We start from the raw sequence: 12,903 nt of genomic DNA on the forward strand, positions 1-12,903 counted from the left end.
TAAGTGGCTGTTTGGCACGCAGGAATCGAGTGGGAAAAAGTATATTCCTAGTTTCGAAATCGAGTATGATGAAATACAGTTAATTCAGAAGGTAAAATATTATTATCAGACTTAACGAGGAGGAGTTATATGAACAAACGATTCTGGACCTGCGCGCAGCGTTTGGACACTGAAATTGAACGATGAGAGGGTGCTGGAGATTGAAGATTGGTGAAGGAGAAATAGATAGTTTTCCTATGCACGACCCAACTTAGGCAAGGTTCGGGATTGTTTCTGAACTGTATTGTGGAAGAGTTTTACTTGAAGCATGACAGCTGAAATTACTGTATAGTACATAGTAATTTCAGCTTTTTATTTCGTTTACAATACTTACGATTAAGAGATTGGAAAATGCAGAAAAAATCGTGAATATTCTAATATCGAATAAGTGTTGAGCAATTTGCAAACTTACTTCAAAATAAATCCTCAGGCAACATCGGTAAAAATACTCACAAGTTTTATCGATGTAAAGGGATGAATGTATGTTTTATCATAGGAATCTGAAAAAAATAATATACGAGGGAGAAAATGATGGAGAATTTAGGGAAGAACTTATTTACTAAATAGAATTAAATAAGTCTAGTAAAAAGAATTATTGTTGGTATTATTCTTGCTCTTACGGTTCCCGATGCAAGCTGGATCAATATTTTGTTTGGGTGACTGTGCACGAAACAATCATGTTTAAACAAACATGATTGTTTCGCGCACAGGCACCACAACTATGGATTAAAGATCTGTATGTTTACACTATTCAGAAAAAGGAACTAACAAATTAATTCAGTTAAACCTCCCACTCACCGTACCCTCTGTTTCCGCATCCATTGTGTCGCTACCCACTTTTCCCCAGTTACCACAGGTGCTCCGCCATGTAGCGTTACATCATTTAATGTTGGATCGTTATAGAAATATTCAAAGTAGACGGCCATCCCTTTTCTCGGCGATACGGAAAAGTTCAGGTGGGGGAAGAACGTTTCGCCACCTTCCTCTACATCATTCAAGTACATGACTAGCGTACTAATTCGGTTGTTTGTTACCTTACTAGTCGACGAGAAGAAATCGTGATGTGCTCTGTATTCTTGACCCGGCTTGTACTGCAGGATTTGCAGACCTTCTCCATGTTCAATGGGAATATTCATAACCGCTTCAATTCTTTTTTCGATTCTCGCAACAATTTGGTTTTCGCTTTCTTCAATAAACATACTGCTACTTGTTCTCAACTCGTTTTCTTCACGTGTCGTGCCGATTTTTGAACGTTTCATCTTGTCTGTGGACAATCTGATTAGTTCATCGCATTCTTCATCACTTAACATATTGCCTAAAACGACAATCAATGGTTCTTCGATTTTCGCGACTATGTCAATCTCTCTATCCGTCAGTATCTTTTTACCAACGTGATTAAATATCGTTTGCTCTTTATTCTCCGCTATCAACTTCGAACACCTCTTCAATAGTTTGATTTTCAAATCAAATACGCCCTGTGGCTATGAGTGTACAGCTAATGTCGGACTTCTTGTACGGTTCACACTTCCTCTTTGGATGTAAAGTTAATTTATTTTAGCATGCTGGAATGAGTATCGTAAATTAGTAATGTAGTCAAAAAGGTAGTTATATATTCCTGTTTTTACTAATATGTTTGCCATTCGGTCATATCTTAACAGGCTTAATAAATATTGGTGAAAAAACAATCATCACTGGTTAAATAAAAAAGATAGTTTCTTCCACCGACATCTGACAGGAGTTCTCTTATTTACTTATAGTAAATTAAGTGATATATTGGCTAAGTCCAATCATCCTACAACTTTTCAAAAAGAACCATTGGAGGTGCACTCATGCTGAAAAAGACAGAACGTTTGTCATTGGTTGAGCAAGTGGTAATTCAAATTGAACATCTTATCGAAAGTAGCCATTGGCAAATTGGCGATCAATTGCCTGCAGAGATGCAATTAATGAAGGAATTTGACGTGAGTCGGAATACATTAAGAGAAGCAATTCGTGCTCTAGTTCATGCGGGTTTACTTGAGACCAAACAAGGGAGCGGTACGGTTGTAAAATCATCTAGTGCCTTTGGTGTAGCCCTTCATAGACAAGTTGAAAAGTCGAGCGTCATGGAAACGTTAGAGGTGCGTCTTGCTTTAGAAAGAGAAGCAGCACAGCTTGCAGCTATCCGACGTAATGATCTTGATTTAGAAGCAATGACCGAGTCTATTCAGTTATGTAAATTGGCATCTGAAAAAGGAGATGTACAAGAATTTTTACAAGCAGATATTATATTTCATAAAGCAATGGTCAAAGCATCACATAATAAGATGTTAGAACGTCTTTATGAACATATAACTGAACCACTGCAGTCTTCAATCGAAGAAATAATGGTGGCAGGTGCATACTTTAACTATAGTGAAGAGATTCACTATGAATTACTAGAAGCCATTAAGCAGCAAGATGTGCATGCAGCTATTAGTTATGTAAATCAATACATAAACGATTTCAGAGAGAAGATTAAACGCATTCAGGAGGACTAAACTTGCAAAAAGATACAAAATTACAACAAACAAAAATAGATTCTAAGAAAAAATGGCTCTTAATGATTGGCGTCATCTTAATTGCTGCCAATTTAAGGGCGCCACTTACATCGATTGGTTCTTTAATTACATCAATAAGAACGGATTTAGGTATTAGCCATGCTTTGGCTGGAACGATTACGACACTTCCTTTACTCGCATTTGCTCTACTTTCACCTCTCGCACCGAAAGTGGCCCATAAAATTACGATGGAAAGAACTATTTTCCTTTCATTAGTTGTCTTGGCAATTGGTATTGTCTTAAGATCATTATTTGGAACAGGCGCATTATTTGCAGGAACTATTCTAATCGGGGTTGCAATTGCGTTTGGTAATGTACTACTACCTGGATTTATTAAAATGAACTTTCCATTAAAAGTTGGGATTATGACTGGAATGTATGGCGTGTTTATGAACATCTTTGCAGCACTTGGGTCGGGCTTAAGTGTACCTTTAACAACTATCGGTGAAATTGGCTGGGAAGGATCACTCGCATTTTGGGCAATTCCTGTTATTATTGCCATTGCGGTTTGGGCTCCACAATTGAAAAAGGGTAAAGAGCCGACTGAATATTCAAAGGCAACACCAAAAGAGAAATTATCGTTAGCTCGCTCTCCGCTTGCGTGGGCAATTACGTTGTTTATGGGAATACAATCTCTTATTTTTTATACGTTAGTGACTTGGCTACCAGAAATACTACAAGGCATGGGGTATAGTATGAGTGCAGCTGGATGGATGCTATTTTTAATGCAATTTGCTATTATTCCATTTTCATTTATTATTCCTATACTTGCCGAACGAATGAAAAATCAAATCCTACTAGTTGTAGCTATTTCGGTTCTGTTCATTCTTGGTATAACAGGCGTTTTAATTGGAAATTCCTCATTCGTACCGATATCAGTAATTATGATTGGTATTGGTGCAGGTAGCGCATTTAGCTTATCGATGATGTTTTTCAGTATGAGAACAAGCAATGCTGTTGAAGCATCTGATATGTCAGGAATGGCACAATCGTTTGGATACTTACTGGCAGCTACTGGCCCGATTGTATTTGGTGCTTTACATGATATGACAGATAGTTGGACAATGCCTCTCATTATGTTAATTGCTTTCGCTGTCGTCATCTTACTAGTAGGTATTGTGGCTGGAAAAGATAGAGTACTTGGAAATACAATTTCAAAAGAGCTACAATCATAAGAAGCCATTAACTGTGTACGACACAACACTACTGCAATTCTAGAGGTTGTCGAAACATTTGCAGAGAAAAAATAAAAGCTAGATGGAAGCTATTTTTTGTAGCTCTCATCTAGCTTTTATTTATATAGAGGATTTTAAGACGGGATGTTGTTTCACAACTCATTTGAGGATTTTTCACGAAATTGATTCCATTACCGAATGTGTGAGAAGGGGGCACTTTCGAAATAATGATTCTATTCATTGATTGAGCCCGATCTGCAATTTGTAGAAGAAAAAATTGTTAATTTGCTTTTAAATAACCTTCAGTACTTTCGAATTTAATTGACTATCTTTTTAGAAAACTATATAGTTTGGTAAGACCAATATTAATACTGGTCATACCAAGAGTGACATTTTCATAGGCTAGACTACCTTGAGAATTTTTCAACTATACGATAGGAGGAATGTAAATGAATACTAAGTACATGAAAGAGTTTGTCACGTATCCAGATATCACTATTATGCTCGTTCTCTTTATTCCGCTCATGGGTTATACTCTATTAAATGCTCTCTACATTGGTACGTGGATTGCTTTCCTTATTGGGATGGCGACTTATGCAATGAGTGAGTATGTAATCCACCGATTTTTATTTCATATGAAGACTCCAACTAATCCTTTTTTGCTGAAATGGATTAAGCGCTTACATTTTGATCACCACGCTGATCCTAACAATTTAAAACTGTTATTTTTACCCCTTTGGTTCAGTTTGCCGGGCTTCTCAATCTTTGCGCTCCTATTCTACTTAATAACAGGAAGCTTCCAATTAATGATTGCTTATCTAGCAGGCATCGTTGTCTATTTTATGTATTACGAATGGAAGCACTACATTGCACATCGACCTGTTCAACCGCTAACGGAGATAGGGAGAAAGATTAAGAAAGCCCATCTTTGGCATCACTTTAAAAATGAAAACTACTGGTTTGGTGTGACGCATACCTCTGTTGATAAAACGTTTGGAACTTATAGAGATCAAAAAACGGTCGAAAAAAGTGAGACTGCAAAGAATTTAGAGAAGCGCACTTGAGTGGAAAGCGATAGAGGTATTCTACGTTCTCTATTTATACGTTGCCAAAAGGAGACCTTGCTATGAATCGAACAGCATCTGTTGAAAAAGAACTCATTAAAGCAATCCTTCAAGGAGAATATTTAGCAGGCAGCCAAATTGAGACGGAAAGAGAATTGGCGGCTATCTATGAAATAGGGCGCCCTGCGATTCGAGAAATCTTGCAGCGCCTCAGCCATGGTGGCTGGCTGACGCTTAGAAAAGGACAACGTGCTGTTGTGAATGATTATTGGTATGGCGGAAATATTACAACGATCGTTGATATAATCGAGTACTTTGACCAAGTACCCGATGCTTTTGTTCTCTACTTTTTAGAACTGCGTATTGCGCTAACACCCAAGTATGTAAAAAAAGCAGTAAAGCTAAATCACCCTAAAGTAGTGGGCTTGCTTTCCGAAATTGATGGGTTGCCAGACACTCCGGAAGCATTTGCGTCTTATGATTGGAAGGTGCAAAAAGAGTTAGCCAGGTTATCAGAGAACCCTCTTTTTGCACTCGTACTTAATAGCTTTGAGACGGCCTATGTAAAAATGGCAATGAAATACTTCGAAAGCTCTTTTCGCCGAGAAGCTTCGTTGAGCTATTATAAGAAATTAATGGCCGTTGCATTAAAAGGGGATGATCAGCTAGCAGAAGAGCTCGCCCATGCGATGATGGAAAAAAGCTATACGCTATGGGCAAATCAATTGTCATCTGATGAAAAAATAGGTGTGAGATTTAGGTTCGATGACATGTAATAAGCAAGTTATGCTTTGCACAGATACTTAAGGGGGAGAGGGATTACAATTACTAAATTACTAGTCAGGTTTCTTTCAATCGTTCTACTTATAGCAACAGTCTTCATGATGGATCTACCAAAAGGGAACGCTGCTTCAGCTGAGGATTCCATAACCATCCTTTTCACGCATGATTTACATGACAATTTCCTTCCGTTTGAAATCGATAGAGGGCAAGGGGAAGTGACAGTTGGCGGGTATGCTAGATTACATAGTGCGATTCAAGAGCAAAGAGAAAAAGATCCGGATGCCCTATTAGTCGATGCGGGTGATTTCGCGATGGGGACATTGTTCCAAACGATTTACCAAACGGACGCACCAGGTTTAAAAATGATGGGACAAATGGGATATGATGTAACTACAATCGGAAATCATGAGTTTGACTTTAGAGCGGAAGGGTTAGCGAGAAGTTTACGCGCTGCGAAAGATAGTGGTGAAGAACTTCCTAGCATTGTTGCTTCAAATACGATCTTTCCGACAGATGAGGATGGGGAGTTAGCCGACAACATAAAAGCTTTAAAAGAAGCGATGAATGAGTACGATGTGAAAGATTATATGGTCATCGAGCGTAAAGGGATTAGAATCGGCATATTAGGGTTGATGGGAGAAGAAGCAGCTGGCAACGCTCCTATGTCCGGTGTTACGTTTAATGATGCGATAGAAAGTGCCACGTCAACAGTTGCCACCCTAAAGAATGACGAAAAAGTAGACCTTGTCATTGCTCTTTCCCATTCAGGTACGTCCGAAGACCCGTCCCAATCAGAGGATGAACTCATAGCAAAAAAGGTTCCGGACATTGATGTTATTATTAGTGGTCATAGCCATACAACTCTAGAAGAACCAATTATTGTAGGGGATACAATTTTAGGTTCAGCCGGCGAATATGGAGAAAATTTAGGTGTGCTAACTGTTTCAAGGAATGAAAAAAACAAATGGACAGTCAATAATTATGAACTACAGTTAATCGATGATTCTCTTCCTTTAGATCCGGAGATTACCAAAACAATTCAGGAGTATAAACATGTGATTCAGGAAAACTACCTTCGTCACTTTGGAATGGAATTTGATGAAGTGCTTGCTTACACACCCTTCGATTTCACTCCTTTTACAGAGTTAGGAATCGATCAACAAGAAGAACCATTAGGCAATTTGATTGGAGACTCCTTTGTTCATACCATTCAACAATTGGAAGGGAGCGAGTATGAGCCGATTGCTGCAGCTGTTGTCCCTGTTGGTACTATTAGAAATTCATTTAGTAAGGGGAACATCACGGTTTCAAATGTGTTCAATGTAAATTCTTTAGGCATTGGCCCCGATGGAATTTCTGGGTATCCTCTTCTAGATATATATCTAACCGGGAAAGAATTAAAGACGGTCGCGGAAGTCGACGCCTCAATTACACCGATTATGAATGAGGTTCAGTTGTATATCGCTGGTTTAAGCTATACGTTTAATACAAATCGTCTCATTTTCAATAAAGTGACAGATATCAGCTTGCAGTCTCAGAATGGCACAAAGGAAGAAATCGATGATAAAAAACTCTACCGTGTCGTAGGCGGATTATATTCTGTTCAAATGCTCCCTTATGTTAATGAAAAGTCTTTTGGAATCCTCTCTGTAGTACCAAAGACAAAAGAGGGGAAGCCTGTGACAGATTTTGAAGACCATATTATTTATATGAATGATCACCAGGAAGTGAAAGAATGGTACGCCATCGCCAATTACATGAAATCCTTTGAAAAAGATGACGGCGTCGCACAAGTGCCCGCCTATTATAATCAACTGAAAGATAGAAAAATCGTAGTTCATGATGCAAATATTTTTGCGATCCTTAAAAATCCGAATGGCATTATCCTAACCGCATACGGGATCGTGCTAGCTTTCGTTGGATTCCTTGCTATACTGATTACCTATATTGTGAAAAGGAGAAAGCGTAAAAAGGGAACTGCAGTTTAAAGCCGCTACCTTGGCACGACACAACTCTGAAATAGTTCTAATAGTATTAAGTTGTGTGGTGCACAGGCAGCCATTAAGAAGGAGTGAAGTTGCTTGCGTAAAGTACTACTGGCCCTAATTACCATAATGGGGCTTGTCTATATTTTTCTGATACCGGAAGAACCGGTAGGCATCAAAATCGCAATGAAATTAGTTCCAATGATGTTGATTATCCTGTACGCGGCTAGGAACACGTCTCTTGTTTCTCCTCTCTATAAAAAGATTGTTCTCATCGGCCTTGCCGTGAGCATGGTAGCGGATGCGGCAATTTATTGGTTCATGGCTGGCCTTGCTACATTTTTAGTCGCCCATTTGTTTTATATCGCTGCTTTCCGGACAGCCCGCCGCAAGTCCGTCCCTCTGATTGCTGCAATACCGCTTATCCTCTACGGGATTTTTATGGTATTTTGGATTGCGGTTCCGCAAATCGCTTCAGGAGAAGTGGTGCTCGGCGTAGCAATCATTGCTTATATGGGGGTCATTCTGCTGATGGGGTGGGAAGCGATTCGAACACGCTTGCCACTGGTGATAATAGGGGCACTTCTGTTTATTTGCTCGGATTCATTCCTTGCGATCGATCGATTTGTTACCCCGCTTCCAGGTCGTGATGCACTCGTCATGATTACTTACTACGCTGCGCAAGTCTTTTTTGCCGCAAGCATCGGGAGCCAGTATGTGAAGCTAAGTCCTGACAAGGAAAAGACGATACCTAGTTAAGAAAAAAATAAGATAAGATTGCTACACAATTTGTATACTAGAATCCATTAAAAGTAACCATCTCATCTACTAAGTCAGGTAGATGAGATGGTTACTTTTTGCTTTACGAAAATAGCGAAAAGTGGTTACCTGTGCACGAAATAACTATAATGTGCTGAAGGTGTGTAGTGTACAGTCTAGCTTTTTTTGTCGAAGGTTATGTATGGATAGTAGACTTTATATGTTTGTTGTTAGACTATTACGGGGAAATAAATGAAATAGATATACAAAGGAGGACGAATAAAAATGAGTTCTGTAAATGTAAAACAGTCTATTGACTCATCTTATAAGCTCTATATAAATGGGGAATGGACAGAAGGTTCAAAAGGTGTAAAACTCGATTCTATTAATCCCTCAAATGGTGAAAAACTAACTGAATTTATTAATGCATCGCATGATGACGTTGACGCTGCTGTTGCCGCTGCACAAAAAGCATTTCCAGAATGGTCGAAAGTAGGCATTGAGGAAAGAAGTAATATTCTACTAAAGATTGCTGATGTAATGGAAGAAAATATAGATCATTTAGCTATGATAGAAACGCTTGATAACGGAAAACCATTGAGAGAAACAAATGGTGCGGATCTTCGATTAGCTGTTGACCATTTTCGTTACTTTGCCGGTGTGATTCGTTCAGAAGAAGGGACAGCTCAACAACTAGACGAAAACAACCTCACAATCGTTCTCAAAGAGCCACTGGGTGTTGTTGGACAGGTTGTTCCTTGGAATTTCCCAATTCTTATGGCTGCTTGGAAACTTGCACCTGCGCTAGCTGCAGGTAATACAATTGTCATTACACCGTCTTCTTCAACATCATTGAGTCTCTTAGAGTTTGCTAAGTTATTTGATCCCCTATTACCTAAAGGGGTAGTCAATATCATTACAGGTAAAGGGTCAGAATCTGGTGATTATCTCCTTAACCATGAAGGTATCTCTAAATTGGCATTTACGGGTTCTACAGAAGTAGGTTATAAGGTTGCTAAAGCAGCGGCTAATCGTTTAATCCCTTCTACTCTAGAGTTAGGTGGTAAATCCGCGAATATTATTTTTAATGATGCTCCTTGGGACCGTGCGATTGAAGGTGTTCAAATGGGTATTCTCTTAAACCAAGGACAGGTTTGTAGCGCAGGTTCACGTATCTTTGTCCAGGAAGATATTTACGAAGATTTCTTAAAAGCAATGAAAGAAGCTTTTGAAAAAGTTAAAGTAGGACTTCCATGGGAAGAAGGCGTCCAAATGGGTGCGCAAATTAACCAAAAACAACTTGATAAAATTTTGAAATACGTAGAGCTTGGTAAGCAAGAAGGGGCTAAAGTGGTTACAGGCGGTTATCAACTTAAAGATGATGAATTAGGTGATGGTGCTTTTATGGCACCAACTATTTTAGCGGATGCCGACAATAAAATGCGCATCGCTCAGGAAGAAATCTTTGGGCCAGTCGCAACAGTCATTAAATTTAAAGACGAAGACGAGGTCATACAGCTAGCGAATGATTCCGACTATGGACTTGCAGGAGGCGTGTTCACTCGCGATATTAATAAAGCGCTTCGCGTCTCTCGTGGCGTTCACACAGGAAGGATGTGGGTTAACCAATTCACAAACGTTTCTGCCGGGGCGCCATTTGGAGGGTATAAAAAATCAGGTATCGGTCGTGAAACTTACAAAAGTATTTTAGACGCTTATACTCAAACAAAGAATATTTTCATTAATACTAGTGAAGAAACCGAGGGCATGTATTAATTCAAAACTGCTTTCTGTTCACGATGTGATCTTGAGTTGATTCGAAGTTGTTCGGTGCATAGGTAGAGGCACTGGTTATATGAAAATTGTAATTAAAGTGAAGGAAGTAAATAAGAGAAGCGATCATCATTGTTTGGTGATCGTTTCTTTTTTAATATCTAAAATTGTATGAGAACCATTCATGAATCTTTGTCCAAAGAGAAAACTACTTAAAAGGCATCTCTAATTAAGAGGAGTTTAATTGAGAATTGTTATCATCTATAGTATATTAGATAAGGAAAGATACTTAAAATTAGTAAAGGGGGATTTACAATGCAAATATACTGGACAAAAATAAATAAGATTATAGAAGAAACGCCTGAGGTTAAAACCTATTTACTCGATTGTCCTGAAGACTTTACATGGGAAGAAGGGTCTCACACTCACTTTGCACTGAAAGGTTTTAATGCCGGAGAGAAACCGAATCGTAGCCTGATTCGTCATATGTCCATTTCCACGTTGCCTCATGAAAATTCGATTGGTATTACAACCCGTATAAAAGAACAGTGCTCTGAGTTTAAAACAATTTTGAGAGATCTTGATGTCGGTGATGAAGTTGCAATATTTAAAACACATTCAAATGTACCACTAAAAAGAGAAGACAAAAATGTATATTTGCTGTCTTCAGGTGTAGGGTTGGCAACGTTCAGACCGCTGGTACTTGATTATTTTGAACGTGCAGACAATGTCAATCAAATCCATTCACTGAACATTGACTCATCAAAAGATTTTTTATTCACTACTATTTTTGAGTCCACGCCTGATAAGAAGTTCACGTCACAGTTTGTTGATAACCGAGAAGACTACTATGAAGAAGTGAAGCAACTTGCTTCAGACAAGGATGGACTCTTCTATGTGGTCGGTAGCGATGAATTCCTTGTGCAGAATATTAAAGTACTGCGTGAGCAGGGGGTAAAACCGGAACAGATAATGTTGGATAAACGTGAACAATCTCTTCCTGAGTTTTTGTCGGTGGATGTACCAATTTAAATGGGACAATATACTTAGTGATGACTGTCTGTGCAAGGCTCAACTCCAGAAAGAATTTGAATAGTATTCGAGTTGAACGGTGCACAGGGATTACTAATCGTATAACTACCAGGTACATAATTTAAAGTTGGTTTTGAGTCTTATCGAAGTGATGAAATCGTATGAATGTGATAAGATTAACATATACTAAAAAAGACAGGGTGCTAGAACACCCAGTCATTGTAGCTGACATCCGCATGAAGTGCGGTTAGCCAGTGGGAAAAGAGTGTTAAAAGTAACCATCTCATCTACTTAGCGTGGTAGCGGAGGGTGGTTACTTTTTTTGTTTGGTGTATAGAGCAATCATCGATACAACCGCTGTTACAGTTGCCACGAGGAACATTCCGAATTGGAATAACATGCTAATTGCTTCGTAGGTTACCATAGTAACACCCCCTTTCTCAAGGGAGTGCCAACCGCCCATCCGCTATATATCGCTACCTTATTATTATACCATTTATTAAGTATAAAACCAAACGTATGTTTCTTTTTTTATGAAAAATAAAATTAGTATTATAAAGATCTAATTTCAGTAACATGAAGAAAAATATCTGTATACTTAGAAATAGTAAGTTCTTTCTCAAGGGGATGTAGTTGTTGGATAACGGTTACGCATTATTAGGACCATTATGAATCGAAAGCGAGCTTGGATGATGTTAGGGGAAATCCTTTATAATTAGGACTGAAGCGGAATATTTAGTATTTTGATGAAAGGTATGAGGAGCTATCATGGATTATATTTTTAGTAAAATGTCACAAAAACAAGCAGAAAATATTGCTTCAAACTGGCTCTATGAAGGCAAATATTCTTTTTATGATATTGGGGCGGATGAGGAGGATTTAGCTGAATTTTTGAATCCTCTAGAACGTGGGGAGAAATATTTTTCAGTTAGATTAGACGACGAAGAAATTGGGTTTTTCTGTTTTGATAATGAAACTGGTTCTGTTGATATTGGGTTGGGAATGAAACCTGAACTAACGGGGAGGGGTTTTGGATTGGATTTTCTCAAATCCGGTCTAAACTATGCAATATCAAAGTATAACCCAGAAAATATAACGTTGTCAGTAGCTACATTTAATGAAAGAGCCATAAAACTATACATAAAAGCAGGTTTCGAAACGACAGGAACCTTCATGCAAGACACAAATGGTAGTCGATTTGAGTTTATGAGGATGCGGTATGTCTGTGTAAAGTAAACAGCTATAAGGATCTTACTTAGTCTCGCTCGTTTATAAAATTTAGGATCAGTGCATTTCTAGTAATAGTCCAAGGTTGTGAACTCTTTTACTGCTATTTTACATACAATTAGTTGGCAAGTTCTAAAGGGGGAGCAGTGTGAATAAAAGACGTCGAGCTTTATTATTTTTAACGATTAGTGTTTGGATTGCATATATTGTTTGTGCAATAATCTTTGGATTCAGTGTCTGGTTTGTTAAGGTCCTAAGTATAGCGTATATTACTCTTTTTGGAATACTACTATTCAATGTTTGGAAGTATGTAGAACTCAAAAATGGTTCACAGCAATAATTCGGAAAATGATTGCAGGTACGGAGGTGGCCCTACGCTTTCTACTAGACATTTGACGATGTGTACAAAATATAAAAATGTTCTAGCTAAATAAAACTGAAAATGATGAACCTTTAATAAAATAGAACGTCATAAAGTGTAAAGAGG

At 38.4% G+C, this 12,903-nt stretch carries 11 protein-coding genes; 9 read left to right on the plus strand and 2 right to left on the minus strand.

Annotated elements, in window-relative coordinates:
- Nucleotides 1-833 precede the first annotated feature (833 nt).
- Entirely contained in the window at nt 834-1,469 is a 636-nt protein-coding gene (locus tag N693_RS0103315) for a 2OG-Fe(II) oxygenase (RefSeq protein WP_025783356.1), read from the minus strand.
- A gap of 399 nt (nt 1,470-1,868) precedes the next feature.
- Here N693_RS0103315 and N693_RS0103320 point away from each other — a divergent pair, with 399 nt between their 5' ends.
- The 8 genes from N693_RS0103320 to N693_RS0103355 all read left to right on the plus strand — a co-directional run bounded on the left by N693_RS0103320 (nt 1,869) and on the right by N693_RS0103355 (nt 11,189).
- Nucleotides 1,869-2,558, plus strand: coding sequence for a FadR/GntR family transcriptional regulator (locus N693_RS0103320; RefSeq protein ID WP_025783357.1), 690 nt, complete (start codon nt 1,869-1,871; stop codon nt 2,556-2,558).
- 62 nt (nt 2,559-2,620) lie between these two features.
- Nucleotides 2,621-3,793 (plus strand): MFS transporter, encoded by a 1,173-nt coding sequence (locus N693_RS0103325; protein ID WP_081760073.1) that lies wholly within the window; start codon nt 2,621-2,623, stop codon nt 3,791-3,793.
- A gap of 449 nt (nt 3,794-4,242) precedes the next feature.
- Entirely contained in the window at nt 4,243-4,857 is a 615-nt protein-coding gene (locus N693_RS0103330; protein WP_025783359.1) for a sterol desaturase family protein, read from the plus strand.
- Between the two features lie 62 nt (nt 4,858-4,919).
- Complete coding sequence (locus tag N693_RS0103335; RefSeq protein ID WP_025783360.1) at nt 4,920-5,633, plus strand: GntR family transcriptional regulator; 714 nt, start codon at nt 4,920-4,922, stop codon at nt 5,631-5,633.
- 15 nt (nt 5,634-5,648) lie between these two features.
- Entirely contained in the window at nt 5,649-7,628 is a 1,980-nt protein-coding gene (locus N693_RS0103340; RefSeq protein ID WP_216593573.1) for a bifunctional UDP-sugar hydrolase/5'-nucleotidase, read from the plus strand.
- A gap of 93 nt (nt 7,629-7,721) precedes the next feature.
- Nucleotides 7,722-8,384: a lysoplasmalogenase gene (locus N693_RS0103345; RefSeq protein WP_025783362.1), complete on the plus strand. Its 663-nt coding sequence runs from the start codon at nt 7,722-7,724 to the stop codon at nt 8,382-8,384.
- Between the two features lie 285 nt (nt 8,385-8,669).
- Nucleotides 8,670-10,160 carry an aldehyde dehydrogenase family protein gene (locus N693_RS0103350; protein ID WP_025783363.1) on the plus strand — a complete coding sequence of 497 codons (1,491 nt, stop codon included), beginning with the start codon at nt 8,670-8,672 and terminating at the stop codon, nt 10,158-10,160.
- 312 nt (nt 10,161-10,472) lie between these two features.
- Complete coding sequence (locus tag N693_RS0103355) at nt 10,473-11,189, plus strand: hypothetical protein (RefSeq protein WP_025783364.1); 717 nt, start codon at nt 10,473-10,475, stop codon at nt 11,187-11,189.
- A 313-nt stretch (nt 11,190-11,502) separates the two neighbouring features.
- Here N693_RS0103355 and N693_RS20525 read toward each other — a convergent pair whose 3' ends face one another.
- Entirely contained in the window at nt 11,503-11,613 is a 111-nt protein-coding gene (locus N693_RS20525; protein ID WP_253271151.1) for a putative holin-like toxin, read from the minus strand.
- Between the two features lie 344 nt (nt 11,614-11,957).
- Here N693_RS20525 and N693_RS0103365 point away from each other — a divergent pair, with 344 nt between their 5' ends.
- On the plus strand, nt 11,958-12,425 hold the full coding sequence (locus N693_RS0103365; RefSeq protein ID WP_025783365.1) for a GNAT family N-acetyltransferase: 468 nt from the start codon (nt 11,958-11,960) through the stop codon (nt 12,423-12,425).
- Nucleotides 12,426-12,903: the final 478 nt, after the last annotated feature.

This window comes from Sporosarcina sp. D27 (genome assembly GCF_000586555.1).
In the GTDB taxonomy this organism is placed as follows: Bacteria; Bacillota; Bacilli; order Bacillales_A; family Planococcaceae; genus Sporosarcina.

What these genes read in the sequence shown, in the direction of transcription:
- N693_RS0103335 (WP_025783360.1), top strand. Translation starts at nt 4,920, where the DNA reads ATGAATCGAACAGCATCTGTTGAAAAAGAACTCATTAAAGCAATCCTT.
- N693_RS0103350 (WP_025783363.1), top strand. Translation starts at nt 8,670, where the DNA reads ATGAGTTCTGTAAATGTAAAACAGTCTATTGACTCATCTTATAAGCTC.
- N693_RS0103355 (WP_025783364.1), top strand. Translation starts at nt 10,473, where the DNA reads ATGCAAATATACTGGACAAAAATAAATAAGATTATAGAAGAAACGCCT.
- N693_RS0103320 (WP_025783357.1), top strand. Translation starts at nt 1,869, where the DNA reads ATGCTGAAAAAGACAGAACGTTTGTCATTGGTTGAGCAAGTGGTAATT.
- N693_RS0103325 (WP_081760073.1), top strand. Translation starts at nt 2,621, where the DNA reads ATGATTGGCGTCATCTTAATTGCTGCCAATTTAAGGGCGCCACTTACA.
- N693_RS20525 (WP_253271151.1), bottom strand. Translation starts at nt 11,613, where the DNA reads ATGGTAACCTACGAAGCAATTAGCATGTTATTCCAATTCGGAATGTTC.
- N693_RS0103330 (WP_025783359.1), top strand. Translation starts at nt 4,243, where the DNA reads ATGAATACTAAGTACATGAAAGAGTTTGTCACGTATCCAGATATCACT.
- N693_RS0103365 (WP_025783365.1), top strand. Translation starts at nt 11,958, where the DNA reads ATGGATTATATTTTTAGTAAAATGTCACAAAAACAAGCAGAAAATATT.